25 protein-coding genes, 1 tRNA gene and 1 riboswitch are annotated in these 25,737 nt (G+C 65.4%); of the genes, 13 read left to right on the top strand and 13 right to left on the bottom strand.

The genetic code is table 11. From position 1 onward, the window contains the following. Window positions 1-16 precede the first annotated feature (16 nt). Window positions 17-1,609, top strand: coding sequence for an amino acid adenylation domain-containing protein (locus LC092_RS01480; RefSeq protein WP_224804331.1), 1,593 nt, complete (start codon window positions 17-19; stop codon window positions 1,607-1,609). 58 nt (window positions 1,610-1,667) lie between these two features. Here the strand turns inward: LC092_RS01480 and LC092_RS01475 are convergent. Beyond that, a tRNA-Cys gene (locus LC092_RS01475) sits at window positions 1,668-1,741 on the bottom strand. Between the two features lie 165 nt (window positions 1,742-1,906). Further along, window positions 1,907-2,368 (bottom strand): Lrp/AsnC family transcriptional regulator, encoded by a 462-nt coding sequence (locus tag LC092_RS01470; RefSeq protein WP_224804329.1) that lies wholly within the window; start codon window positions 2,366-2,368, stop codon window positions 1,907-1,909. A 143-nt stretch (window positions 2,369-2,511) separates the two neighbouring features. Between LC092_RS01470 and LC092_RS01465 the strand changes: the two genes are divergently transcribed. The 8 genes from LC092_RS01465 (at window position 2,512) to LC092_RS01430 (ending at window position 10,230) form a co-directional block, all read left to right on the top strand. Further along, window positions 2,512-3,681, top strand: coding sequence for an acetyl-CoA acetyltransferase (locus tag LC092_RS01465; RefSeq protein ID WP_224804327.1), 1,170 nt, complete (start codon window positions 2,512-2,514; stop codon window positions 3,679-3,681). Next, window positions 3,678-5,291 carry an acyl-CoA synthetase gene (locus tag LC092_RS01460; protein WP_224804325.1) on the top strand — a complete coding sequence of 538 codons (1,614 nt, stop codon included), beginning with the start codon at window positions 3,678-3,680 and terminating at the stop codon, window positions 5,289-5,291. The genes LC092_RS01465 and LC092_RS01460 overlap by 4 nt, the downstream gene beginning before the upstream one ends. Beyond that, window positions 5,288-5,854, top strand: a complete 567-nt coding sequence (locus LC092_RS01455) for a DNA-binding protein (protein ID WP_224804323.1) — start codon at window positions 5,288-5,290, stop codon at window positions 5,852-5,854. Before LC092_RS01460 ends, LC092_RS01455 begins: the two co-directional genes overlap by 4 nt. Continuing rightward, a complete protein-coding gene (locus LC092_RS01450) occupies window positions 5,851-6,273 on the top strand; it encodes a PCC domain-containing protein (RefSeq protein WP_224804321.1) in 423 nt (140 codons plus the stop codon). The genes LC092_RS01455 and LC092_RS01450 overlap by 4 nt, the downstream gene beginning before the upstream one ends. Next, on the top strand, window positions 6,270-7,052 hold the full coding sequence (locus tag LC092_RS01445) for an SDR family NAD(P)-dependent oxidoreductase (protein WP_224804319.1): 783 nt from the start codon (window positions 6,270-6,272) through the stop codon (window positions 7,050-7,052). Before LC092_RS01450 ends, LC092_RS01445 begins: the two co-directional genes overlap by 4 nt. Window positions 7,053-7,075: 23 nt before the next feature. Next, entirely contained in the window at window positions 7,076-8,113 is a 1,038-nt protein-coding gene (locus LC092_RS01440; protein ID WP_224804317.1) for a TRAP transporter substrate-binding protein, read from the top strand. A gap of 174 nt (window positions 8,114-8,287) precedes the next feature. Then, on the top strand, window positions 8,288-8,818 hold the full coding sequence (locus tag LC092_RS01435; protein WP_224804315.1) for a TRAP transporter small permease subunit: 531 nt from the start codon (window positions 8,288-8,290) through the stop codon (window positions 8,816-8,818). Between the two features lie 50 nt (window positions 8,819-8,868). After that, the gene (locus LC092_RS01430) at window positions 8,869-10,230 is read left to right on the top strand and encodes a TRAP transporter large permease (protein ID WP_224804313.1); all 1,362 of its coding nucleotides are present in this window, start codon (window positions 8,869-8,871) and stop codon (window positions 10,228-10,230) included. A gap of 351 nt (window positions 10,231-10,581) precedes the next feature. On the opposite strand, the gene lpdA is transcribed toward LC092_RS01430, so the two are convergent. From lpdA to LC092_RS01405, 5 genes are read right to left on the bottom strand one after another with little or no spacing between them, the layout of a single operon-like run. Beyond that, the gene (lpdA, locus tag LC092_RS01425) at window positions 10,582-11,970 is read right to left on the bottom strand and encodes a dihydrolipoyl dehydrogenase (protein ID WP_224804311.1); all 1,389 of its coding nucleotides are present in this window, start codon (window positions 11,968-11,970) and stop codon (window positions 10,582-10,584) included. A 4-nt stretch (window positions 11,971-11,974) separates the two neighbouring features. After that, on the bottom strand, window positions 11,975-13,294 hold the full coding sequence (locus LC092_RS01420) for a dihydrolipoamide acetyltransferase family protein (protein WP_224804309.1): 1,320 nt from the start codon (window positions 13,292-13,294) through the stop codon (window positions 11,975-11,977). A 3-nt stretch (window positions 13,295-13,297) separates the two neighbouring features. Then, window positions 13,298-14,311, bottom strand: a complete 1,014-nt coding sequence (locus LC092_RS01415) for an alpha-ketoacid dehydrogenase subunit beta (RefSeq protein WP_224804307.1) — start codon at window positions 14,309-14,311, stop codon at window positions 13,298-13,300. A gap of 1 nt (window position 14,312) precedes the next feature. Then, window positions 14,313-15,545 (bottom strand): 3-methyl-2-oxobutanoate dehydrogenase (2-methylpropanoyl-transferring) subunit alpha, encoded by a 1,233-nt coding sequence (locus tag LC092_RS01410; RefSeq protein ID WP_224804305.1) that lies wholly within the window; start codon window positions 15,543-15,545, stop codon window positions 14,313-14,315. Between the two features lie 58 nt (window positions 15,546-15,603). Further along, window positions 15,604-16,755 (bottom strand): acyl-CoA dehydrogenase family protein, encoded by a 1,152-nt coding sequence (locus LC092_RS01405; RefSeq protein WP_224804303.1) that lies wholly within the window; start codon window positions 16,753-16,755, stop codon window positions 15,604-15,606. 179 nt (window positions 16,756-16,934) lie between these two features. Here LC092_RS01405 and LC092_RS01400 point away from each other — a divergent pair, with 179 nt between their 5' ends. Next, window positions 16,935-17,402: an Lrp/AsnC family transcriptional regulator gene (locus tag LC092_RS01400; protein WP_224804301.1), complete on the top strand. Its 468-nt coding sequence runs from the start codon at window positions 16,935-16,937 to the stop codon at window positions 17,400-17,402. Window positions 17,403-17,416: 14 nt separating this feature from the next. Here the strand turns inward: LC092_RS01400 and LC092_RS01395 are convergent, their stop codons facing one another. The 5 genes from LC092_RS01395 to znuA all read right to left on the bottom strand — a co-directional run bounded on the left by LC092_RS01395 (window position 17,417) and on the right by znuA (window position 22,032). Continuing rightward, on the bottom strand, window positions 17,417-18,403 hold the full coding sequence (locus LC092_RS01395) for a FecCD family ABC transporter permease (protein ID WP_224804299.1): 987 nt from the start codon (window positions 18,401-18,403) through the stop codon (window positions 17,417-17,419). 5 nt (window positions 18,404-18,408) lie between these two features. Further along, window positions 18,409-19,359, bottom strand: a complete 951-nt coding sequence (locus LC092_RS01390) for an ABC transporter substrate-binding protein (RefSeq protein ID WP_224804297.1) — start codon at window positions 19,357-19,359, stop codon at window positions 18,409-18,411. 4 nt (window positions 19,360-19,363) lie between these two features. Then, the gene (locus tag LC092_RS01385; protein ID WP_224804295.1) at window positions 19,364-20,188 is read right to left on the bottom strand and encodes an ABC transporter ATP-binding protein; all 825 of its coding nucleotides are present in this window, start codon (window positions 20,186-20,188) and stop codon (window positions 19,364-19,366) included. Beyond that, window positions 20,185-20,655 (bottom strand): DUF1636 family protein, encoded by a 471-nt coding sequence (locus LC092_RS01380; RefSeq protein WP_224804293.1) that lies wholly within the window; start codon window positions 20,653-20,655, stop codon window positions 20,185-20,187. The genes LC092_RS01385 and LC092_RS01380 overlap by 4 nt, the downstream gene beginning before the upstream one ends. A 115-nt stretch (window positions 20,656-20,770) precedes the next feature. Continuing rightward, a riboswitch (cobalamin riboswitch) is annotated at window positions 20,771-20,987 on the bottom strand. 40 nt (window positions 20,988-21,027) lie between these two features. Further along, a complete protein-coding gene (gene znuA / locus LC092_RS01375) occupies window positions 21,028-22,032 on the bottom strand; it encodes a zinc ABC transporter substrate-binding protein ZnuA (RefSeq protein WP_224804292.1) in 1,005 nt (334 codons plus the stop codon). Between the two features lie 132 nt (window positions 22,033-22,164). On the opposite strand from znuA, the gene LC092_RS01370 reads away from it, so the two are divergent. The 3 genes from LC092_RS01370 to LC092_RS01360 are packed head-to-tail and all read left to right on the top strand — an operon-like array spanning window position 22,165 to window position 24,276. Beyond that, window positions 22,165-23,037 carry an ATP-binding cassette domain-containing protein gene (locus LC092_RS01370; protein ID WP_412103513.1) on the top strand — a complete coding sequence of 291 codons (873 nt, stop codon included), beginning with the start codon at window positions 22,165-22,167 and terminating at the stop codon, window positions 23,035-23,037. Beyond that, complete coding sequence (locus LC092_RS01365) at window positions 23,027-23,869, top strand: metal ABC transporter permease (protein WP_224804291.1); 843 nt, start codon at window positions 23,027-23,029, stop codon at window positions 23,867-23,869. Before LC092_RS01370 ends, LC092_RS01365 begins: the two co-directional genes overlap by 11 nt. Beyond that, a complete protein-coding gene (locus LC092_RS01360) occupies window positions 23,866-24,276 on the top strand; it encodes a Fur family transcriptional regulator (RefSeq protein ID WP_224804290.1) in 411 nt (136 codons plus the stop codon). The genes LC092_RS01365 and LC092_RS01360 overlap by 4 nt, the downstream gene beginning before the upstream one ends. Here the strand turns inward: LC092_RS01360 and LC092_RS01355 are convergent. After that, on the bottom strand, window positions 24,273-25,547 hold the full coding sequence (locus LC092_RS01355) for a DUF2254 domain-containing protein (RefSeq protein ID WP_224804289.1): 1,275 nt from the start codon (window positions 25,545-25,547) through the stop codon (window positions 24,273-24,275). The genes LC092_RS01360 and LC092_RS01355 overlap by 4 nt on opposite strands. Window positions 25,548-25,737 lie beyond the last annotated feature (190 nt).

Below are 25,737 nucleotides of genomic sequence, written 5' to 3'. Positions count from 1 at the left end.
ACCGCAGGAGGACACCATGCCGACCACCGTTCCCCGGCTTCTGGAAGAGGCTCATGCCCTGCGCACCAGTGCGATTGCGGTGAGCTGCGGCGCGGCGTCGATGACGCATGGCGAACTGATGGCCGAGAGCAACCGGATCGCCAACGCGCTGAAGGCCTGCGGTGTGAAGCGGGGCGACCGGGTCGGGGTCTATCTCGACAAGTCGATCGCCTCGCTTGCCAGCCTGATCGGCATCATGAAGGCCGATGCCGTCTGCGTGCCGCTCGATCCGACGGGCCCGGTGGCGCGGATGGCCTTCATCGTCGCCGATTGCGGTGTCCGCGTGCTGATCACGAGCGGTAACAAGCAGGGCCGGCTGGAAACCCTTCTCGCGGACGGCGGCGAGCTGGACACGGTCGTGGTGGTTGGCGACAGGCCGCTGGACCTGGCCGACGCGAGCGTGCGCATCGTGTCCGCCGCGCAAGTCGCCCAGGCCTCGGGCACGGCGCCGCCGCGCCACGCCCTTGAAGGAGACCTCGCCTATATCCTCTACACGTCGGGTTCGACCGGGCGTCCCAAGGGCGTGATGCTCACCCACCGCAACATCGTCGCCTTCGTGGAATGGGCGGCGCGGCAGTTTGGTGTCGGCCCGGCCGACCGGGTGTCCTCACATGCGCCGTTTCATTTCGACCTCTCGCTCTTCGATCTCTATGTCACGCTCGCGCGCGGCGCCACCGTGTGCTTGGTGCCGCAGGGGATCGGTTTTCTCGGTGTGGACCTGGTGAAATTCATCGCCGACAACCGCATTACGATCTGGCAGTCGGTGCCGTCCGTGCTGATGATCGTGGAAAAGCATATCAAGGAGCGGCAGACGGACCTTGGCGCGCTTCGGGTCGTGTTCTTCGCCGGCGAGCCCTATCCGCCGCAGGCCCTGCGCGGCCTGATGAAGAAACTGCCCGGCGCCCGCTATTTCAACATCTACGGCGCCACCGAGATCAACGATGTGACCTGCCATGCGATCGAGCATCTTCCCGATGACGCGCCATTGCCGATCGGAAAGCCCTGCGGGCACATGGAGGTTGTCGTTCTGGACGAGAACGACCGCCCCCTGACGGAAACCGGCAGCATCGGCGAATTATGCGCGCGCGGCCCCACCGTCGCCAAGGGCTACTGGGGTGACCCGAAGATGACCGCCGAAAAATTCGTCCAGAACCCGGTGCACGACGATTATGAAGACCGTCTGTACCGCAGCGGCGATCTGGTCGAGATCCGCCGGGGCGGGGTTCTTGCCTATGTCGGACGCCGGGATGCGCAGGTGAAGATCCGCGGCTATCGCATCAATCTGCGCGAGGTCGAGGAAGCGGTGCTGAAACACCCGGAGGTCGCGGCCGTCGCGGTGGTCGACAGGGTCGCTGACGACGCAACGCGCTATCTTGCCGCCGTCGTCGAGACGACGGAGGGCGCGGAGCTGAGCCTGCGTGCGCTCAAGCGCCACCTTTCGGAGAGCCTGCCCGCCTATATGGCACCGGAGACCCTCGAGATTGTCGCGGAACTGCCGAAGACCTCGACCGGCAAGGTCGACCGTCAGGCGCTGAAAGCCGCAACGGACCTTGAGCCCGCCCATCCGTGACCGGCAAAGCGAAGGTTGCGTCCGGCCGGATGGCAGACGGTGAAGATGTCGGAGGGAATGGAGGCCTCGCCTGGAGTCGAACCAGGATAAAGGGAGTTGCAATCCCTTGCGTAGCCATTCCGCCACGAGGCCCTGAAGTTCTGAAAAGACGCAATCGAAATTATTTCCTTTGCAGTCTTGTGATCCAAAAGCTATCGGAACGCTGCATATTCTCAATGTCTATATTCAGATTTGTCGATACCGGACACGTCATTCAATCTTTGCGTCGGTCTTTGTGAAGCGTGTTGATTCAAAAAATCAGATTGGAAGATGTGCGGTATACTTCATTTCCTCGAGGATCACTGTGCTCTGGATTTCGTGAAGGCCCGGAAGCATCACCAGCTTATCGCGCAGCAATGTCTGGAAATGATCCATGTCTCGGACGACCACACGCAGGTTGAAGTCGAATTCCCCGAGCATCAGCTGGACGACCTGAACCTCCGGGATCCGCATCGCCGCCTCCTGAAAGACGGAAATCGACTGGCGCCCGTGGCCGGAGAGTTTGATCCGCACGAGGATGGTTGCGTCGAAACCGAGCTTGCGGCGGTCGAGCAGCACCGAACGGCCCGTGATGACGCCGTCCTCCTGCATTCGGTTGATGCGGCGCGAGCAGGGGGACTGGGACAGGCCGACGCGGTCGGCGACCTCCGAGACGGAGAGCGAGCCGTCCAGTTGCAGCACGCGGAGAATCTTCAGGTCGGTCTCATCAAGCGGTTGCATGCAAAAACTCCATATCGATACCAATGCGCGAGAAATATGCGCGTAAGCGTATACATGCGGCTCAAAAAGGCAAGAACAGCTAATTGGGTGCCGATATATTTCGATCAGCGAGCGAGTGACTTGTGTCCTTGGGAGGGGATCGGATGGGTTCGTGTATCACCGGCTGGGCACATACAGTGTTCGGTAAGTCGGGTGCTGATTCAGCAGAGGATTTGATTGCGGAAGTGGTCAAGGATTGTTTGGCGCATGCCCAAACGGACGCTTCCGAGATCGACGCGATATTCGTCGGGGCATTCAACAACGGCTTCTCGAAACAGGACTTTCAGGCCTCTCTCGTGGCGCTCGCAGAGCCTGCATTGCGGTTCACGCCGGCGACGCGGGTGGAAAACGCCTGCGCGACGGGGTCGGCTGCCCTTCACGCCGGGCTGCGACAGATCGAGAGCGGCCGCGCACGTCGGGTGCTTGTCGTCGGCGTCGAAAAGATGACTGCAACGCCGACCCCTGAGGTTGGCGATATTCTTCTGGGGGCGTCCTATCGCCGGGAAGAAGCCGGCATCGACGGCGGGTTCGCGGGCGTCTTCGGAAACATCGCACAGGCCTATTTCCAGGAATACGGCGACTGCCGCGAAAGTCTCGCCCGCATCTCCGCGAAGAACCACGAGAACGGCGTCCGCAATCCTTACGCGCATATGCGCAAGGATTTCGGCTTCGAGTTCTGCAACACGGTTTCGGAGAAGAACCCGGTCGTTGCCGGACCGCTGCGGCGGACCGACTGCTCGCTGATATCCGATGGCGCGGCGGCCGTCGTGCTGTGCAACCTGGATGTGGCTCTCGCCTCCGCACCGCGCGCGATCTATTTCCGCGCAGCCGAGCACGTCAATGATTTCCTGCCGCTCAGCCGGCGCTCGCGCACCTCCTTCGAAGGGGCGGCGCAGGCCTGGACGAAGGCCTATGAAACGGCCGGCATCTCCATCGACGATCTGTCCTTCGTGGAAACGCATGACTGTTTCACCATCGCCGAGCTGATGGAATACGAGGCGATGGGGCTGGCGGCGGCCGGGCAGGGGCATCGCGTCATCGACGAGGGCGTCTCGACGCGCACAGGACGGTTGCCGGTCAATCCCTCGGGCGGACTGAAATCCAAGGGCCATCCGATCGGCGCGACCGGCGTGTCCCAACATGTGATGGCGGCAATGCAGCTTGCCGGGGTCGCCGGCGAGATGCAGCTCGACGACGCCCGCCTTGCCGGGGTGTTCAACATGGGAGGCGCGGCCGTCGCCAATTATGTGTCCGTGCTGGAGCGGCTGAAATGAGCGGCTCGGGTCGCGACCGCATCTCCAACCGGGTGATGAACCTTGGCGACTTGCTCACCGAGGCGGCCCGCCGCTTCCCGGACCGGCCGGCGGTGATCCAGGGGGAGCGGAGCTGGAGCTGGGCGGAGATGAACGCCCGTGTCGACGGCTTTACATTTTCGCTGGCAGCGCTTGGCATCGGTCCGGGCGACAAGGTCATTATCCACGCGCGCAATTCGCTCGAGATGTTCGAAACGATGTTTGCGGTGTTTAAGCTCGGCGCCGTCTGGGTGCCGACGAATTTCCGCATCCTGCCGGCGGATGTGGCGCATGTCGCCGAAGCCTCGGGCGCACGGGCGATCATCTATGACGCGGAGTTCGCCGCACAGGCGGATGCTGCCAGATCCGCGGGCGCGCAGATCCTTGTCTGTTTCGACAGGCCGCGCGACGGCGAGCACCGCTACGCCGACCTCGTCACGGCCGGTCTCGGTACGGAGTTCAGGGCCGCACCGGTTGAAAGGGACGACCCCTGCTGGTTCTTCTTCACCTCGGGCAGCACGGGCAAGCCCAAGGCCGCCGTGCTCAGCCACGGGCAGATGGCCTTCGTCATCAACAACCACCTGGCCGACCTCATGCCCGGCATGACGGAAAACGACGTCTCACTCGTCGTCGCGCCCCTGTCCCACGGCGCGGGGATCCACCAGCTGATCCAGGTGGCGCGCGCAGTGCCGAGCGTTCTGACCGAGGCGCGCAGCCTGGAGGCATCCGAGGTGTTTCGCCTGATCGAGACACATCGCGTGACCAACATCTTCACCGTTCCAAGCATCCTGAGCGCGCTGGTGTCGGATCCCGCAGTCGACGCCCACGATCACGCGTCGCTGCGCTATGTGATCTATGCCGGCGCGCCCATGTTGCGCGAGCATCAAAAGGCCGCGCTCGAAAAGCTCGGGCCCTGTCTGGTGCAGTATTTCGGCCTGGGGGAGGTGACGGGCAACATCACCGTCCTGCCGCCGCATCTGCACGACATTACAGACGGCCCGGGCGTGCGCATCGGCACCTGCGGGGTGGCCCGAACGGGCATCCAGATCGAAATCCAGGACGACAGCGGGCGCGCGCTGCCCGCCTATGAAAACGGCGAGATCTGCGTGATCGGGCCGGCCGTATTCAACGGCTACTACCGCAATGACGCGGCGAATGAGGCGGCCTTTCGCAACGGATGGTTCCGCACCGGCGACATCGGGCATTTCGACGATGCCGGCTTTCTCTACATCACCGGCCGCGCCTCGGACATGTTCATCTCCGGCGGGTCGAACATCTATCCGCTCGAGATCGAGGAAAAGCTGGTCGCCTGCCCGTCGGTGGTCGAGGCCTGTGTCGTCGGGATGGACGACGCGAAATGGGGCGAGATCGGGGTCGCAGCGCTGGTCCTGGAACCCGGGGCTGTGCTGGACGTCCCGGCCCTGAAGGCGACGCTGGCCGAGCGGCTTGCCGGCTACAAGATCCCGAAACGGTTCGAGGTCTTCGATGCGCTGCCGAAGTCGGGATACGGCAAGGTCACCAAGGCGCTCGTGCGCGACGCGCTGCAAAAGCGGATGGCGGACGGCGGATCGTCGCTGGAGGCCGCGCAATGAGCCGGGCACAGACGGCCAGACCGTCGTCCCGCCTGTTGCGCCATCCAGGACCGGTGGCGCACGAGCGGTTTTCCATTTTGTCCGACGTCGCTTCCCGGACGGCGCGCGTGCGCCTTAAGGCCGGGCAAAGCCTGGTCGATGCGCTGGACGCGGCAGTGCGCCGGATGTGCAAGGGGGAGGCCCGCGCGGCTGCCGTCACGCTGATCGGGGGAGCCTTCGGCCCTTGCGTCTATTGCCTCGCCGCGAGGGATGCGAGCGGGCACACGGTCGCCACCTATACGCCGATGCGCGATGCGGGCGCGGTCCGGGTCCTGGGCGGTGCGGCGACGCTTGGGCTCGCGCTGTCCGGCGAGCCGATGGTGCATTGCCACGCCTGGTTCGTCGATCCCGAACGCGGGCATGTCGCCGGCGGCCATCTGGATACCCGGGCGACGCGGATCGGCGGCGAGGGTCTTGTCGTGCGCGTCAACGTGCTTGGCCGGCTGAAGATCCGTCAGGTGGAGGACCCGGAAACCAACCACGCGATCTTTTCCCCCGTTGGATACGTGGAGGCACGCGCATGAGCGATGGATCAGAAATCGAAACGGGAACCACTGGGCGGATCGTTTATGCGCGTGTGCGGCCGAACGAGGATCTCGTTCACGGCATCGAGAAGATCTGTCTGCGCGAGGGGATTGCCCGCTGTTTCATTCGCGGCAGCCTCGGCAGTCTCAACGACGCCTGCGTGAGCCTTTCCGACGAGACGGTCCAGGTGCTTCGCGGTCCGGCGGTAGAGGTTGTCGGACTGTCCGGCGAGGTGCGCTCCGATGCGGACGGCAACCCGGTTGCCAGCGTGACGGGGGTGCTGGCCGAGCCGAGCGGCCGGATCTGCGGCGGGCGTTTCGTGCGCGGTCAGAATCCGGTCTGCGTGACCTTCGAGATCGTGTTTGAGGAATGGCTCGCGAGCGATCCCGCGGTCGGGCAGGGAGCCGCGGGCACATGAGCGCGGCTCCCCTGCTTGCCGATCGCATCTATGTGGTCACCGGCGGTGCGTCGGGCATCGGCCTTGCGACGTCGGCCTGGCTGCTGGAGGCCGGCGCCAGTGTTGCCCTGATCGATCTCGACGGGGACAGGGTCGCGGCCGCGCGCAAGGCCTTTGCGGATGCGCAATCGCGGGTTCTCGGGCTTGCGGCCGATGTCTGCGACGAGGCGGCGATCCGCGCGGCGCTTTCGCGCATTTGCGATCACTTCGACCGCCCCCTGTCGGGGCTGGTCAATTCGGCCGGCATCGCGCGCAACATCCATTCCCTAGATACGAGCGCCCAGACCTTCCGCGAGGTCCTCGACGTCAATGTCGTTGGAAGTTTCGTTCCCTGCCAGGCGTTCGCCAGCGCATGGCGTGCGCCGGAGGCGGCCATCGTCAACCTGGCCTCGGTCTCCGGCATGATCGGCAACACGGGGCGCGCGGCCTATGGCGCGTCGAAAGGGGCCGTGATCGCCCTGACAAAGGTGCTGGCGACCGAATTCGCCGCCCTCGGCATCAGGGTCAATGCGGTGTCGCCCGGACCAGTGCGCACGCCGATGGTCGCGGGCCTTCACACCGCGGAGTTTGCGGCCCGCTGGACCGCGCGCATTCCGCTCCGCCGCTACGCGGAGCCGGAAGAACTGGCCGAGGCAATCGGCTTTCTGGTTTCACCGTCTGCAAGCTACGTCACCGGCGAAGTGCTGGCGGTGGATGGCGGATATCTGTCGGCCGGGGTGGATGCCACCGACAGATCCTGACGTGTTTTCAAGGGAGGAAAGACATGAAGTCGACAAAAGCAACGCTGACCCTCGCGACCGCGGCGGCTGCCCTGTTGTGGGCCACCACGGCGTCGTCCGCCCGGGATCTGGATATGACGAGCGTCTATCCGGGATCCTTCCCGATCATCGGCGACATCGGCAAGGACATCGGCCGGCGGATCTCGGTGCTGACCGACGGCGACCTGAACCTCGTCTTCAACGAGCCGGGCGCGCTTGTCCCGGCTCCCGAAGCCTGGGACGCGGTGTCGACCGGCGCGGTCGATGCGGCCTGGTACTCGCCCGGCTTCGCGCAAGGGATCATTCCCTCCGCCGCCATGTTCACCTCCGTGCCCTTCGGTCCGGAAGCGCCGGAATATCTCGCCTGGTACTACCACGGTGGCGGTCAGGAGATCTGGGAGGAGATCACCGCCAAGCACGGCATCAAGAGCGTTTTGTGCGCGACCCTGCCGCCGGAGGCCTCCGGCTGGTTCCGCGAGCCGATCAACTCGGTCGAGGAACTGAAGGGCAAGAAGATGCGCTTCTTCGGGCTGGGCGCCCGCGTGATGGAAAAGCTCGGCGTGTCCGCCCAGACGCTTCCCGTCGGCGACACGGTGCCCGCGCTTGAACTCGGCACCATCGACGCTGCGGAGATTTCCATGCCGGCGCTCGACCTCAAGCTCGGCATGCAGGCCTATGCCAAGCACTATTACTTCCCGGGGTGGCACCAGCAGACGTCGCTGTTCTCGCTGCTGATCAACCGCGACGTCTGGGACGGTCTGAGCGAGCGCAACAAGATGGCGGTCAACGAGGTCTGCCGGTCGGCGGTGACGGAGTCCATCGCCTGGGGCGAGGCCATCCAGTTCGAGGCGCTTCAGGAGCTCACCGAAGCGGGCGTGACCCTGCACAAGTGGTCGCCGGAGGTGCTTGAGGCGATGGAAGCGGCCTGGGGCGAGGTGGTCGAGGAGCTCTCCGCCGACGCGGATTTCGCCAAGGTCTGGAAGTCCTATTCCGACTTCCGCTCCGCGCACGAGCAGTGGCGGACGCTCGGCTATATGCGCTGACGCTTGCGCCGCATCGGGCCGTTCCGGTCCGATGCGGCGCTGTCGCCGGCCGGCCCGTGCCGGCCCGACAGGGCCGCGCGGCGTTCGGTCTCCGGGCGCGGTTGCGGGTGACGCTCCCGTCTTGAGCGGCCGCCCGGCGCGCCCTCGGCTCCTCAGCTTGGAAAGTGCGGTTACATGACCTCTCTGGCACGGCTCTTTGCCGCGCTGCCGCGTGCGGGGCACGCGTTCGGCGGCTGGCTGCTTCTGCTGCTCGCGCTCGTCATCGGATACGACGTGGTCGGGCGCAAGTTCTACAACACCGGCTCCATTCGCCTGCAGGACCTGCAATGGCATCTGCACGGCGCGGCAATGATGCTGGGGTTCGGCGCGGCCTATCTCCGCGATGCCCATGTGCGCGTGGACCTGTTTCGCGAGAACTTCCCGGACCGGACGAAAATCTGGCTCGAGACCTTCGGCATTGTCGCGTTCCTGATCCCCTATGTGTCGGCGCTCGCGTGGTTTTCCATCGATTACGCGATGCGGGCCTTCGTCTCCGGCGAAGGGTCGGTCGGCGGCGCCGGCCTGCCCAATCGCTGGATCATCAAGTCGTTTCTCTTCATCGGCTTTTCGCTGGTGATCCTGTCCGCCGTATCGGTCCTGCTGCGATGTGTCGCCTATCTCGGACGCAGGGACGGCGCCGCCTGGCCCTTCGCCGGTGATGCCTGAACGCCTGGCCGTCGTCTTTTCTTGCCCTTGACTACAAGGAACCTGCGAAAATGCTCGTGGACCTTTTGCCGGCGCTCATGTTTGTCACGCTGGTCCTTTTCATTTTTTCCGGACTGCCCGTCGCGGTGGTGCTCGGCGGCGTGTCGCTGTTCTTCGCGCTTTTGGGGCTGGCGCTCGGCGAAATCCGCCTCGCGCATCTGCCTCTGGTGGTCAACCGGATCTTCAGCGGCATCGTCGCCAATCCGGTGATGGTGGCCGTGCCGATGTTCGTCCTGATGGGAACGCTTCTGGAAAAAAGCGGGATCGCCGAGGATCTGCTCGACGGCTTGCAAATCCTGATGCGGCGTGTGCCCGGCGGACTGGCGATCGCGGTGACGATGATGGGCACGATCCTGGCGGCGTCCACCGGCATCATTGGCGCTTCGGTCGCAATGCTCACGCTCCTCGCGTTGCCGATGATGTTGCGCTCGGGTTATGCCCCCTCGCTTGCCACCGGCACCATCGCCGCATCCGGGACGCTCGGGATCCTAATCCCGCCGTCCATCATGCTCGTGATCATGGGCGACCTGCTGACGATTTCCGTCGGCAAGCTCTTCATGGCGGCGCTCATTCCCGGACTGATGCTGTCGGCCTTGTATCTTCTCTATATCGTCACGGCGAGTTTCCTGAAGCCGCAACTGGCGCCGCGCGCCGCGACGCCGTTGACGCGTGAGGAAAAGCGGCTGCTTTGGATCAAGCTCGGCGGCGGACTGGTGCCGCCGGCGCTCCTGATCGGGCTGGTGCTCGGCTCGATCCTGGGCGGCTGGGCCACGCCCACGGAGGCGAGCGGCGTCGGCGCGCTCGGCGCGCTGGTGCTTGCGCTCGTTCGCCGGCGGCTCAATTTCAAGGGCTTGCACGAGGTGCTGTCGCGCTCGCTCGACACCGTGTCGATGATCTTCTTCATCTTCGTGGGGGCGACCGCCTTTTCCTATCTGTTCCGCCGTTTCGGCGGCGAACACTTCGTGCTTTCGCTCGTCGACGCGACGGCGCTTGGTCCCTGGGGCGTGCTTGCGGTCCTGATGCTGCTGATTTTCCTGCTCGGCTTCTTCTTCGACTGGATCGAGATCACGCTGATCATCCTGCCGATCTTCGCGCCGATCGTTGGCGCCCTCGATTTCGGCGCCCATGTCGCCCCGGCCGATGCGGTCTACTGGTTCGCGATCCTGGTTGCGCTCAACCTTCAGACCAGCTTCCTGACGCCGCCCTTCGGCTTCGCGCTGTTTTATCTCAAGGGCACGGCCCGGGGTCTCGTGACCTTGAAACAGATCTACCGGGGCATCGTTCCCTTCGTTCTTCTGCAGGGACTGGCGCTCGCGCTCGTCCTGGCGTTCCCGCAAGTGGCGCTATGGCTGCCGAACCTCTTGTTCGACTGACCATCCGGCGTCCGGATCTCCCCACCTCGACCGGTGCCCGGCAGACGGGTGCCGGTCGTTTTTTGTCCGCAAGCAGGAGCGACACGAAAAAGGCCCGGTCGGGCGACCGGGCCTGGAATTGCCAAAACCACCAAGCTTCGTCATCCCGGACTCCGCGCAAGCGGAGATCCGGGATCGGAGAGCCGCTGTTTCTTGCGGGTGTCGTACGAAAAGCAAGAATCCCTGGCTCTCCGATACCGGGTCGCGCTTCGCTTGCGCGGTATGACGCAGGAAAGCAATCGCACTCTTTGCCATCACCGTCAGGCCCGGCCGGGCGACCAGGCCTCTCGCATCGATGAGCGGCTTCGCCTGCTAGATGTGCAAGGCGTGCCCGAGCGCGGCCAGACAGGCTTCCTGCAGGCCTTCGCTCTGGGTGGGATGGGCGTGAATCACCGCGCCGAGATCGTCGGTGCGCGCGCCCATCTCGATGGCGATGGCAAAGGCGGCCGAGAGTTCGGAGACGCCGCTGCCAACGGCCTGGAGCCCGACGATCAGGCCGTCGGATTTTCGTGCGACCACGCGCACGAACCCGTCCTCGGCCTCCATCGTCATGGCGCGCCCATTGGCGCTGAAGGGGAACTGGCCGGTCGACACGTCGAGGCCCGCGCCCTTGGCGTCTTCCGGCGACAGGCCGCAGGTGACGATCTCCGGATCGGTGAAGCAGACCGCTGGAATGCAGCGCTTGTCCCAGGAGCGTCGGTGACCGGCGACGATCTCCGCCACCATCTCCCCCTGTGCCATGGCCCGATGGGCGAGCATCGGCTCGCCGGCGACATCGCCGATGGCATAGACACCGTTCATCGAGGTCCGGCAGTTGTCGTCGATGAGCAGGCACGCGCCGTCGGTCGCAAGTCCGAGGCTTGCGATATTGGCGCTTTCCGAGCGCGGTCGCCGTCCGACGGTGACGAGGATCCGGTCGGCGGGAATAACCTTTTCCGCGCCGTCCGCCGTTTCCACTGCGAGGCCGTCGCCGCTCTCGCCCTTTGCTTTCGTCGCAAGGTGCACGTCGATGCCGAGGCCATGCAGCGTCTTGAGCACAGGGCGGGTGAGGGCGCTGTCGTATTGCGGCAGGATGCGGTCTTCCGCCTCGACGATGGAGACCTTGGCGCCGAGTTTGGCGAAGGCGATGCCGATCTCCAGGCCGATGTAGCCGGCCCCGACGATGCAAAGGGTTTCCGGGACCTTCGTCAACGCAAGCGCCTCGGTGGAGGAGATCACCTTGCCGCCGAACGGCAGGAACGGCAGCTCCACGGGTTCCGAGCCGGTCGCGATCACGACGGCCTGGGCGCGGATCTGGACGGTGCTGTCGCCGGTGGTGACCTTCACGGTCTTGCCGTCGAGAAAGGTGGCGCGGCCGGTGACGAGCCGGGTTCCCGCCTTCTTCAGCAGGCCCGCGACGCCGGCATTCAACCGACTTACGATGCCGTCCTTCCAGGCGACGGTCTGGGCAAGGTCGATGGAAGGCTGCTCCGCGCGAATGCCGAGCGGCGACTGGCCGTTGTAGCGGGTCAGCTTGTGGAATTCCTCGGCCGCGTGGATCAGCGCCTTGGAGGGGATGCAGCCGACGTTGAGGCAGGTTCCGCCCGGCTTCTGCTCGTCGACGACGATGGCGTCGATGCCGAGCTGTCCGGCACGAATGCCGCAGATATAGCCGCCGGGGCCGGCGCCGACGATCAAGAGCTTGCAGGTCAGGTCACTCATCGCCTCACTCCTCGACAAACATCAGCGCTGGAGTTTCCAGCAGCGTTTTCAGCTTCTGGACGAAGACGGCGGCATCCCATCCGTCGATCACCCGGTGATCGAAGGAGCAGGAGATGTTCATCATCTTGCGCGGGCGAAACGCCTCGCCGTCCCACATCGGGCGCGTGGTCATCTTGTTGATCCCGACGATGGCGACTTCCGGGTGATTGATGATCGGCGTCGTCGCCAGCGCGCCGAGCGGTCCGAGCGAGGTGATGGTGATGGTCGACCCGCTCAATTCCTCGCGCGTCGCCTTGCCCGTGCGCGCCGCTTCTGCAAGGCGCGCGAGCTCGGCCGCGTTCTCCCACAGGCTTGCCGCTTCGACGTGGCGGGCGACGGGCACGGTGAGGCCCGCCGGCGTTTGCGCCGCGATACCGATGTGCACGGCATCCGACTGGTGGATCACGCCGGCGTCGTCGTCGTAGCGGGCGTTCATCTCCGGCTGGGCGGCAACCGCATTGACGATGGCCCGCATCACGAAGGGCAGCACCGTGAGCTTGCCGCGCTCCGCGCCATGCGCGGCGTTGAGCTTGGCGCGCAACTCCTCCAGCGCCGTCACGTCGATTTCCTCGACGATGGTGATATGCGGAATGCGCGACCAGGAAAGCGCCATCTTTTCCGCGATTTTACGGCGCATGCCGACGACCTTCACCTCGCGGGTGCCGGTTGCGGGAAGCCGCGCGCCGCCTCGGCCCGTCACCGGTCCGTGCTCGACATAGGCGTCGAGATCCTCGTGCAGGATGCGCCCGGCCGGACCCGAACCGCCGACGAGGCGAAGGTCGATGCCGGCGTCCTGCGCACGCCGGCGCACCGCCGGGGATGCAAGCGGCTTCTCGCCCTTGGCGAGCGGCTCGCGCCGGACCGTCGTGCCGGCACGGTGCGGTTCGGCGGCCGGTGTCTTTGCCGTTGCGGGCGTTTCCGCGCCCGTGGCCCTGGGCGCGGGCTGGTCGGCGTCGGCATCGGCGGTTCCGGTTTCTTCCGGTTCCGCCGCCTTCGGTTCGGGTGCCTTGGCAGGTGCGGGCGCGGCGGTGTCGTTGCCGTCGCCCTCGACCTCGATCTGGATGAACTTGTCGCCGATGGCGATGACATCGCCGGGCTCGCCGCACAGCCAGACAACCTTTCCGGCAACGGTCGAGGGAACCTCGACGGCGGCCTTGTCGGTCATCACCGTGCCGAGGACGTCGTCCTCCGCCACCTCGTCGCCGACGGCGACCTGCCATTCGGTCAGCTCCGCTTCCGCGATGCCTTCGCCGACGTCGGGCAGGGTAATCGTGTAAAGGCCCATGTTCTAACCCTCCAGAACTTGGGTGAAGGCTTGCTTGATGCGCTCCGGCCCCGGGAAATAGGTCCATTCCTGCGCATGCGGATAGGGCGTGTCCCAGCCGGTGACCCGCACGATCGGCGCTTCCAGGTGATAGAAGCAGCGCTCCTGAACCAATGCGCTCAGCTCCGCGCCGAAGCCGGAGGTCTTGGTCGCCTCGTGAATGACGATGCAGCGCCCGGTCTTGCGCACCGACTGCTCGATGGCGTCGAGGTCGAGCGGGAGCAGCGTGCGCAGGTCGATGATCTCGGCGTCGACGCCGGCTTCCTCGGCCGCCGCCTGCGCGACATAGACCATGGTGCCATAGGCCAGGACGGTCACCGCCTCGCCGGCACGGGCGATTTCCGCCTTGCCGAGCGGGACCGTGTAATAGTCCTCCGACACATCGCCCAGTTCATGGTTCTTCCAAGGCACCACCGGGCGGTCGTGATGGCCGTCGAAGGGACCGTTGTAGAGCCGCTTCGGCTCCAGGAAGATCACCGGATCCGGGTCCTCGATGGCGGCGAGCAGCAGCCCCTTGGCGTCGCGCGGATTGGCCGGCATGACGACCTTCAGCCCCGAGACATGGGTGAACAGCGCCTCCGGGCTCTGGCTGTGGGTCTGGCCGCCGAAGATGCCGCCGCCGGTCGGCATGCGGATCACCATGGAACAGGTGAAGTCACCGGCGGAGCGATGCCTGAGACGCGCGGCCTCCGACACGATCTGGTCGTAGGCGGGATACATGTAGTCGGCGAACTGGATCTCCACGACCGGCTTCAGCCCGTAGGCCGCCATGCCGATCCCGGCGCCGACGATGCCGCTCTCGTTGATCGGCGCGTCGAAACAGCGGTGCGGTCCGTATTTCTTCTGCAGGCCGGCGGTGCAGCGGAACACGCCGCCGAAATAGCCGACATCCTCGCCGAACACGACAACGCGCTTGTCCCGCTCCATGGCGAGATCATGGGCGTTGCGGATCGCCTCGATCATAGTCATGCGGGCCATGTCAGTATCCTGCCTCTTGGCGCTGTTCGCGCAGGTGAGGGGGCATTTCGGCAAAGACATCGTCGAACATGCTGCGCGGCGACGGCTTGTCGCCGGAAATCAGCGTGCCATTGGCCTCCGCCTCGCGCTGCGCGCTGCGCACGGTGTCGACGATCTCCGCCTGGGCCTGGGTGTGCCGGTCCTCGCTCCATTCGCCGATGGTGATCAGGTGGCGCTTCAGCCGGTCGATCGGGTCACCGAGCGGCCAGGCGGAGAATTCGTCCTTGGAGCGATAGGCCGACGGGTCGTCGGAGGTGGAATGACCGCCGGCGCGATAGGTGACATGTTCGATCAGGCTCGGACCGAGGCCGGAGCGCGCCCGTTCCGCCGCCCATTTCGCCACGGCATGCACCGCCAGATAGTCATTGCCGTCGACGCAGATCGCCGGAATGCCGAAGCCGTGGCCGCGCGCGGCGAAGGTGACCGCGCCGCCGCGGGCCATGCCCTGGAAGGTGGAGATCGCCCACTGGTTGTTGACGATGTTGAGAATGACCGGCGCCTTGTAGGTGGAGGCGAAGACCATGGCGGCGTGGAAGTCGTTTTCGGAGGTCGAGCCGTCGCCGATCCAGGCCGCCGCGATGCGCGTGTCATGCGAGATCGCCGAGGCCATCGCCCAGCCGACCGCCTGGATGAACTGGGTGCCGAGGTTGCCCGACACGGAAAAGAAGCCGTGGTCGCGGGCGGAATACATCACCGGCAGCTGCCGGCCTTTCAGCGGATCGGCCGAATTGGAATAGATCTGGTTCATCATCTGCGTCATCGGATAGCCGCCCGCGATCAGCAGCCCCGCCTGACGGTAGGTCGGGAAATTCATGTCGCCGTCTTCGAGCGCCATGCGGAAGGCGCAGGCGACGGCCTCCTCGCCGAGGTTCTGGACGTAGAAGCTGGTCTTGCCCTGACGCTGGGCCTTGAGCATGCGTTCGTCGAACTGGCGCAGCGTCATCATGTGGCGCAGGCCGTTGCGCAGCGCCTCCGCGTCGAGGATTCCGGCCCAGGGGCCGACGGCCTCGCCGGCCTTGTTGAGGACGCGCACGACCGAAAACGCCATGTCGCGCATGTCTTCCGGCGCCTCGTCGACCTCCGGCCGGCGGACGGCGCCGGCGCGCGGGATCTCGAAGTCGGAGAAGTCGGGCGTGTCGCCGGGACGGCATCCCGGTTCTGGAACATGAAGGGCAAGCGGCCTTGGTTCGGTCATGGGGCCTCCTCCTCGCGTGTTGGCCGGGCCGTCCTTGCGGATCGGGCCGGCGGAAACGTCAGCCCCTGTCGCGCTCCTGAAGCAACGCGCGGGCGGTGATCAGTCTCATGATCTCGTTGGTGCCTTCCAGAATGCGGTGCACGCGCAGATCACGCAGCGTCTTTTCCAGACCATAGTCTTCCAGGTAGCCGTATCCGCCAAGCAGTTGCAGCGCATCGTCGGTCACCTTGAACGCGGTGTCGGTGACGAAGGCCTTGGCCATGGCGCAGAACTTGGTGGCGTCCGAGGCCTCCGTGTCGAGTTTCCATGCGGCCTGGCGCAGGAACACCCGCGCGGCCTGAAGCGAGATTTCCATCTCCGCGAGGCGGAACTGCAGGCCCTGGAACTGGTCGAGGCTTTTGCCGAAGGCGGTGCGCTCGCCCATGTAGTCGAGCGCGGTGGAAAGGGCTGCCTGCGCCCCGCCGAGCGCACAGGCGGCGATGTTCAGCCGTCCGCCGTCAAGCCCCTCCATGGCGTAGGAAAAGCCGCGGCCTTCCTCGCCAAGCAGATGGTCGGCGGGAACCGCGCAGTCGTCGAACTGGACCTGTGTGGTCGGCTGTGCCTTCCAGCCCATCTTGCGTTCATGCGCGCCGAAGCTGAGGCCATTGCTGCCGTCGGGTACGGCGAGCGTGGAGATGCCCTTGGGACCGTCGGCGCCGGTCCGGCACATCACCACATAGAGGTCGGAATAGCCGCCGCCGGAAATGAACGCCTTGGCGCCCGACAGGCTGTAGCCATCATCGGTCCGTGTCGCGCGGGTGCGCAGGGCCGCGGCATCCGAGCCGGAGCCGGGCTCGGTCAGGCAGTAGGAGGCGACCGCCTCCAGCGACACCAGCCGCTCCAGCCACTGGTCCTTGAGCGCATCGCTCCCGTATTTCGCGATCATGTTGGTGCACATGTTGTGGATCGAGATGAAGGCGGCGACCGAGGGGCAGGCGTGTGCCAGAGCCTCGAAGACAAGGGTCGCGTCGAGGCGCGACAGGCCGGTTCCGCCAAGCTCCTCGGGAACATAGATCGCGCCGAAGCCGAGCGCGCCGGCCTCTTGAAGGATGTCGCGCGGGATGGTGCCGGCTTTTTCCCAGTCGTAGGCGTGGGGTGCGATCGCGTCGCGTCCGAAATCCAGCGCCGTGTCGAAAATCAGTGTCTGTTCTTCCGAAAGCCCGAAATCCATTGCGCCTCCGCTCCCTGGCAAGCCCCGCCGCCGGGAAGTGACCCAGCGGAAATCCGGCGGCGTGTAATAGCCCGTATGATTGCGCGCAATGGTCGAAATTTCTTGCCGTATTTGCTGAATATCGCGGATGGTGCGGAATATTCTTTTTACGTATCGGGAATTCGCAAAAGGAGATTTCCATGGGGCGAATGCTGGATGAAATCGACCGTCGCATTCTCAAGGCGCTGGTCGCGGACGGGCGGCTGTCCAACACGGAACTGGCGCGCGAGGTCGGCCTGTCGCCATCCCCCTGCTGGCAGCGGGTGCGCAGGCTGGAGGAAGAGGGGATCATCTCCGGCTATACCGCTGTTCTCGACCATGCGGCGCTCGGCGTCGGCGAGACCGTGATGGTGGAGGTGTCCCTCGACCGTCATGACGCGGAGGTGCTGGAGGAGTTCGGCCGGGTGATGGCCGAGATCCCCGAGGTTCTCGAGGTCTATTTGATGGCCGGCGATTACGACTATTTCGTCAAGATCGCCGCCAATGGGACTCAAGGGGTGGAGGCGTTCCTGCGCGAACGCCTGTTCAAGGTCGCCGGCCTTCGCCACTCGAAGTCGAGCTTCTCGCTGCGCTGCCTGAAGAAAGTCGTGTCCTTCGTCCCGGACTGAGCCGTCGCGCCGGCCTAGCGTGACCGCCCGAGCAGCGCGAGGATGAAGGCCGCGCCGATGGAGGTGGTGACGATCCCGACCGGAAGTTCCTGCGGCGCCAGCAGACTGCGCGCGACGATATCGCTCAGCAGCAAGAGGCAGCCGCCGATCAGGGCGGAGAGCAGGATCAGCCGGCCATGCAGCGGGCCGGCAAGCGCGCGCGCGATATGAGGCACCATCAGCCCGACGAAGCCGATTACCCCGCTGATCGAGACGAAGGCGGCGGTGGCGAAGGCACAGGCGAGAAACGTCAGTTTGCGCAAGCGGGCAACGTCGACGCCAAGCGTGCGGGCGGTGTCGTCGCCGGCGAGCAGGGCATCGAAGCGCCGGTGCTGCGCAAGGGCGAAGACGAGAATGACCGCAAGGCCGGCAAGAGCCACGGGCAGAAGGTCCCAGCGCGCGAGCCCGAGACCGCCAAGCGACCAGAACAGGACGGAATGCGCCGCGCGCTGGTCGCCCGCGAACACCAGATAGTTGGTGAAGGCCATGAACAGGAAGGAGACGGAAAGGCCCGCCAGGACCAGCCGCGCCGGTCCCTGGTCGCCCATGCGGGTGACCAACATCAGCACGATGACGGAGGCGGCCATGCCGCCGGTGAAGGCGGCGGCCGGCAGGGTCCAGATGCCGAAGAGATCCCCGGTGATCGTGATCACGAAAACCGCGCCGGCGGCCGCACCCGACGACAGGCCGAAGAGAAACGGGTCGGCCAGATCGTTGCGCGTCGCCGTCTGGAGCAGGCAGCCGACGATGCCGAGACCGGCACCGACCATCAGCGCCAGAAGCGCGCGCGGCAGGCGCAGGTCGAGGATGATGCGGCTGCTTGCGCTTGCGTCGGACGCGGCACCGACGAGCGTCGCCACCACCTTGCCGAAGGGCAGGGCGGTGGAGCCGGTGGCGATGGCCGCGACCAGCAGTGCGAGCAACAGAAGCGCGAGCCCGGCGATGGACAGTGCAAAGCGCACGGGGCTCAGAACGCGTCTGGGTGGAGGGCGCGGGCGAGCTTGTCGATTGCCGCGATATTGGCCGGTCCCGGCGTCAGTTCCTCATAGCGCAGCTTGATGAAGCGTTCGTTCTTGACGGCGCTGGTGTGCTGCATCACCGGGTGGATCTTGAGGAAGCGGAAGAGCGCGTCGCCGCCGGCACCATTCTGGTAGTCGAGCAGGATCAGAAATTCGGGGTCGGCAGCGGCAACGGTCTCCCAGGAGGTCGTGCCCCAGCTCGTGTCCATGTCGCCGGTGATATTGGTGCCCCCGGCGCTGGAGATCATCGCGGTCGGCATCGCGTATTTGCCGGCGGTGAAGGGCTTGTCCTCGCCGGAATCATAGAGAAAGACCCGCAGCGGTGCGCCGTCGCCGATGCGCCCCGAGATCTCGGCTACCTTCGCCTTCCAGCCGTCCACAAGGGTCTGCGCCGCAACCTCCTTGTCGAAGATCCGGCCAAGCCGCAGCATGTCATCGTAGAGAAGGTCGAGGCTTGCCGCCGGGCGGTCCTTGTCGAGATGGACGCAGCTTTCGGTGAGGATCAGCGTCTTGATGCCATGGGGTGCGAGCGTGTCGGGGGTGACCTCGCCGCCGGGCTTCATGCCGTAGTACCAGCCGGCGAAGAAGAGATCGGGTGCGGCTGCGACGAGGTTTTCAAGCGTCGGGTATTTGGGCGCAATTTCCGGAATGTCGCCGCGCTTCTCGTCGAAGGCCGGGCTTGTCTTGTACCAGCCGCTGATGCCGCTGACCCCGACCATCCGGTCCTGAAGGCCGAGCGCGAAGGCCATCTCGCTCATGTTGATGTCCTGCACCACCATGCGCTGCGGCACGCTTTCGAAGGTGAGCGGTGTCCCGCAATTGTCCACCGTCACGGGATCCGCGACAGCGCCCGCGACCGTGGTGAGCAAGGCGGTGAGGGAAACAAGAAAACGCCGCATTGGACTAAAGTCCTTTCGAGTGTGCGAGAGACGATATGTGAGCGAGCGAGACATCGAGGGCGGTCAGGTGCCGGTCTTCGCTCGGGTGGGGTAGGCGATGGAAGCCGACATCGAAGACCTTGCGGATGTTGGCGAGACTGAGCACCTCTTCCGGGTGGCCATAGGCCTCCAGCCGGCCGCCACGAACAAGCGCAACGTGGCTTGCAAAGGCGTCGATCAGGGTCAGGTCGTGCAAGGCGGCGACCACGGTGATGCCAAGACTGGCCACCAGACCCAAGAGCGCACCGCGGGCATTCGGATCGAGGTGGTTGGTCGGCTCGTCGAGAACGAGAAGCTCAGGCCGCTGGCAGATCGCCCGGGCAAGCTTCGCGCGCTGTCGTTCGCCGCCCGAAAGATTTCCGATGCGCCTGTGCGCGAGATCGGTCAGCCCGCACAGCGCGATGACCTCAGCCATGGTCCGGCCCGGCGCAGGCGTGCCACGCCACCCCGTGTGCGGCAGGTGGCCGAGGCTGACGTATTGCGCGGTGGTGAGCCGGGTGTCCGGTTCCTCAAGCTGGCCGACATAGGCGATGCGACGCGCCCGTTCTGCCGGCGTGATGTCGCAAAAGCGCTGGCCCCAGAGACGGATATCGCCGTCGGTCGGCTCGCAGAGACCTGCGATCATGCGCACAAGCGTCGTCTTGCCGGCGCCATTGGGGCCGACAACCGCCAGGATTTCCCCGGCATGGACATGAAAGCTCATGTCCTCCACCAGCCTGGCCTTGCCCGGTGGAGCGTAGCCGACGCCTTCCAGCGAGATCGCGACCGGCTTGCCTGTGGTGTGGCTCATCGCGCTTTCTCCTTAAGGGATCGGGACGCAGGGATGTTCGGCGCAAGCGCCGGCAGTCGCGCGAGCGTCTTGTTGACGAGCGCCGGCGGTCGGCTGCTTGCAGAACACCATCCGTCCGCAAGCCCTGCGTATTGAACGGCAAAGGCGACAAGGGCCGCAACGTCGGCTTCCGGGTCGATGTCGCCGAAGAGGTAGGACGCCTTTCCCTCTGCCTGAAACGCGATCGTGCAGGGGCGCGCGCAGCCGGCCATGCAGGCAACGTCGACGAGCGTGAACGCCGCAAACGATCCGGTCCGGCGCGGGTCTGACGCTATCGCATCGCGCAAACGCTCCAAGAGGCGCGCGCCGGCACCGGGCGAGCCGTCCGCGCGCCTGCCGCATGTCGTGCAGACCGCGATGCGGTGCGGACATGCTTGCGCAGAGAGTGGGAAAACCACGTCAGACGTGTGTGTCAGGTCGCGGGTCATGGCGCTCCTGCAAACCGGTCGGCCGGGTGCGGGAAAGACGTCGCCATGTCTGATTTTGGCTCTGGGGCCGTAGATCGGTCATTTTGTCCATCCTCCCGGACGCCCCGCCCGGATAGAAAAGTTGCGCGTGGATGGCAGGTCTCCTGGCTTGCGGGTCGTCGCCGGGCCGCGCCTTCCCGCCCGAACGTGGGGCAGTGGCATGTGCGGTCGGCTTTCCGCTCACAGTTGCGGGGGCAGCCACGGTCTCGGTCCCTTCTGGGTACGCCTCACCGTGTTCCCTTTTCATGTCTCGGGCGCTTTGGCCCTCGACAACCATCCAGTGCGAAACTTGCAGATTGCGCGGTCCCGCGCAACCGGCTTGGCACGCCCGCGCTATTCGGCCGGCGCAAGGCAGTCCGTGAAGGCGCGCGCCATCCCGTGCATCAGCTCGACGTAAAGGTCGGCTGAGTCCGGCAATGAGCTGCCGAGAGGGTCCAGCGTGCCGGTGCGCGCCGGGGTGCCCTCGATCACCACGTTGACGAACTTGGGATTGAACTGCGGTTCGGAGAAGACGCAGACCGCCCCGGTGTCCTCGATCCTGTGCTGGATCTCGGCAATGCGCGCCGCACTTGGCGTGGCTTCGGGGGAAAGCGTGATGGCGCCCACCTGAGAAAGGCCGAACCGTTTCTCGAAGTACTGATAGGCGTCGTGGAAGACGACATAGCCTTGCTCCTGGACGGGAGCGAGCTCCGCGGCGATCTCCTGCGTCATGGTTTCGATGCGGGCTGTCAGGTCCGCGGCATTCTGCCGATAGCGCTCGGCATTTTGCGGGTCGGCTTGGGAGAGCGTCTCGGCGATATGCAGGGTCATTGCCTTGGCATTGGCAGGGTCGAGCCAGACGTGCGGGTCGGTCGCGCCTTCGCCATGGTCGTGACCATGGCCGTCATCGGCATGCGCCGCCTCGGAATGCCCGTCGTCGTCATGACTATGGTCGTCATGCTTGTGGTCATCATGTCCGTGGTCGTCGTGCACATCGGCTCCGGCGTCGCGAAACGGCAGTCGAGTGACGCCCGGCGCCTCGGCGAGGGAGATTGAAACCCCGTCCGTCGCGATGGTCTCCAGCGGCTTGTCGAGGAAGGTTTCCAGATCGTGCCCGACCCAGAACACCAGGGTCGCCTGCTGAAGTGCGGCCGCCTGGGAGGGTTTCAGGCTGTAGGCATGGGGGGAGGCGTTGCCCTCCACGAGAAGGCCCGGCGTGCCGACATTCTTCATGACGCCCGCGACCAGCGCATGCACCGGCTTGATCGAGGCGAGAACCGTCATCTCGGCGCTGATTGCCACGCCGGACGACAGGCCGAGCAAAGAGGCGGACAGGAACAGGGTTTTGATACGGGACATGGAAGCTCCAGGGTGGCGTTTGTCATGTTATAAAATCACATCATTGCGTTATGCTATAACGTGTGGCATAGGTTGACGCAACACCTGTGACCGAAAAATTCCGGTCTCTGTTCCGGACATGGGGATCCCGTGATTTCGAATTCCGATCCGACCGGCGCTTCTGCGCCGAGCAGCCCGCTCGTCTCATTGTCGAATGCCGGTGTCCAACGCGACGGCGCGTGGCTTGTGCGCGGGGTCGATCTCGCGGTTCGCCCCGGCGAGATCGTCACGCTGATCGGGCCGAACGGCTCCGGCAAATCCACCACTGCCAAGATGGCCCTCGGCATCCTGTCGCCCGACGAGGGCAGGGCGGAGCGCCGCCCGGATGTGCGCGTCGCCTATGTTCCGCAAAAGGTGATGATCGACTGGACGTTGCCGCTGACCGTTGAACGCTTCCTGTCGCTCACGGCAAGGGCCGATCCGCAAGACGCCAGGGCAGCGCTTGCCGCGACCGGGATCTCGCATCTGCGCTCTGCGGAGGTGCGCAATCTCTCCGGGGGCGAGTTCCAGCGGGCGCTTCTGGCGCGGGCGATGTGCCGCAAGCCCGACCTGCTCGTGCTCGATGAGCCGGTCCAGGGCGTCGACTATACCGGCGAGATCGCGCTCTACGATCTGATCAAGCGCATCCGCGACGATCTCGGCTGCGGTGTGCTGCTGATCTCCCACGACCTGCATGTGGTGATGGCGGCGACCGATCACGTCATCTGCCTGAACGGGCATGTCTGCTGCCAGGGTGCGCCGGTGGCGGTCGCCTCCAGCGCGGAGTACCGGCGCCTGTTCGGCGGCCGGGCATCGGACACGCTGGCCGTTTACGAACACCATCACGATCACACCCATTTGCCGGACGGGCGCGTGCGCCATGCCGACGGCACGGTCACCGATCACTGCCATCCGCACGACGTCGCACAGGATCCCGGTGCAGAGGGTGCCACGACGAGCGAGGAGAAGACCCGCCATGCTGGATGATTTCTTCGTCCGCGCGCTTGTCGCCGGCATCGGCGTTGCCGCCGTGGCGGGGCCGCTTGGCTGTTTCGTCGTCTGGCGGCGGCTCGCCTATTTCGGCGATACACTCTCCCATGCCGCGCTGCTCGGCGTCGGGCTGGCGCTGCTGCTTCAGGTGAATGTCACCCTTGCCGTTTTCGCGGTCTCGGCCGGCGTGTCGCTGGCGCTGCTGGCGCTGCAACGCCGTGCCTCGCTGTCGTCCGATGCGTTGCTCGGTCTGCTCTCTCATTCCGCGCTGGCGCTGGGCCTGGTGGCGCTCGCCTTCATGACCTGGGTCCGTTTCGACCTGATGGGGCTGCTCTTCGGCGACATTCTTGCGGTATCCGTCCACGACATCGCGCTCGTCTATGGCGGCGGCGTGGTGGTTCTGGCAGTGCTTGCCTGGATCTGGCGGCCCTTGTTCGCCGCCACCGTAAATCAGGAACTGGCCGAAGCGGAGGGCCTTGATCCGCAGCGCGCGAACATCGTCTTCATGCTGCTGATGGCCGGTGTGATCGCCATTGCGATGAAGATCGTCGGCGTCTTGCTCATTACCGCGATGCTGATCATACCGGCCGCGACCGCGCGGCGGTTCTCCACCGGCCCCGAACAGATGGCCGTGCTTGCGGCCCTGTTCGGCATTGTCTCCGTCGTTGGCGGACTGTTTGCCTCGCTGGAGTGGGACACGCCCTCGGGGCCATCGATCGTCGTCGCGGCACTTGCGCTGTTTCTTGCCAGCCTCAGTCCGCTGGCGTCCTGGATCACACGCGCCCTGCGCCGCAGCGCGGGCCCGCAGTCTGAGGTTATGCACCGATGAGTGTCAGTGAAGACGACCGCACGGGACTGACCCGCAACCAGGGCCTGGTGCTCGAAGCGCTCTCGCGCGCCGACGCCCCGCTCAGCGCCTATACGATCCTCGATCAGTTGCGCGACGCCGGGTTTCGGGCGCCGCCCCAGGTCTACCGGGCACTGGAAAAGCTGGTCGAGAGCGGCCGGGTGCACCGGCTGGAGAGCCTGAACGCCTTTGTCGCCTGCCAGCACCCGGGATGCGACGGGCATACCACGGTCGCCTTCACGATCTGCGAGCAATGCGGCCGCGTGGCCGAGGTGAGCGACACCGCGCTGGTCGAGCGCATCCGCGAAATCGCCGACGCCAGCGGGTTCCGCGTGGCCAAGTCGACCGTCGAGCTGCGCGGCCTTTGCGCGGATTGCGCAAGCGCCTAGTTGTCGCTGGCGGCGGCCAGGCTGCGGTGTCCCGGTGTCTGCACGCGGGCCTTGCGCAGCGCCTCTGCCACTTCCCGCCTGTCGTCCCGGTTTCCGATCGAATGGGCCGCATCGCTGGCGATCAGCCGCAGATGCTGGTGCAGCACGCCGGCATGTTCGTCGCGCACCACCACCGCCATGCGTCCGATGGCGGCGATCAGATGCAGGAGCACCATCACGTTGCCCCGCGCGGCCCGGCGCAGGGGATGGAGCGCGGCGCCGACGATCTCCTTCACGTCGAGAATTTCAAGCCACACCCTCGGGTTTCCGTCCTTGTCGCAGATCAGAGAGGAGGGCGCTCCGCGTTGCAGGACCATGGCAAGCGATGCCGACAGGTGATCGAGCGCGCTGATCGCCGTATAGGGATCGTTGATGCCGGGCGACAGCGCCCGCAGGGCGATCTCGACATTCAGGTGGACGTTGAACTGGATGTCGCCATCGGACGCCCGCACATCCTCCAGATAGATCGCATCGCGAACGGCCTGCGGGTCGATTTTCCCGTCATCGTCATGAATGTAGGCAACGGGCGTCTTTGCCACGACGAAGGCACCGGGGCGGGCAATCACCCGCACGAAGCCGTCGCCGGACCGGGCGGCCGAAAGCAGCAGGTTCGATTGCACGGCGGTGACATAGCCGGATTTCGTGGAATGGACAGGCCGCCCCTTCGTTGTTGGCAGGGCGTCGCGATCGTTCGCGGATTCATGCGGTTCGTCATCGAGCAACCGGTCGATCGCGGCGCGAAGCTTGCGCTGGGTGCGCCCGATTTCATTGTCGACCATGACGCGTTGCGCCGTGTCGTGCACGAAGTATACGACCACGAAGAAGCTGGTCGTGGCCAGCAGGATCGCGACGGCCACGGCGATGCGCGGGACTTCCGTCTCTCCGACGACGTAAAGAACAATCAGCGAATAGAGGAAGGTTCCCCCGAGCATCCCGATCGTCGTCTGATTGACGCGGTTGTCGGTGAAGGTTTCAAGCAGCCGCGGCCCGATGTTTCCCGCGGCCAGGGTGAAGACGACCAGCGTCAGGGAGTAGACAAGACTGATGACCGTCATCGTTGCCCCGGAAATGGTTCCAAGCACAGCGCGGGCGCCGCTCGCGCTGATCGCGAGGAAGGGAACGAGATCGAAGACCGGCCCGAACACGTCCGTCCGGTCGACCCAGACGGCGGCGGGCGCAAGCACCAGTCCAAGCAGGGCAAGAACGGCGGGAATGAACAAGAACCCCCGCACGGTTCGTCTGAGGCGGAGGATGAATTGGGATTTTTCCAAGGTCGGCCTCTGGTTGGCCCTGATTGCACGTCATCGCTTCTTGATGGTCGGGAGCGCGTGACAGGGCGCGTGTTGCCGCGCAGGATACACGGGCGGTGTCGCAAGGCGATACCCGGCACTGAAGAGAAAGCGGACGGTGGCAATGCGGGCA

It is taken from the genome of Stappia stellulata (genome assembly GCF_020176715.1).
GTDB lineage: Bacteria > Pseudomonadota > Alphaproteobacteria > Rhizobiales > Stappiaceae > Stappia.
The sequence above is the reverse complement of the archived record's forward strand: the minus strand, read 5'-3'. Positions and strand labels throughout refer to the sequence as shown.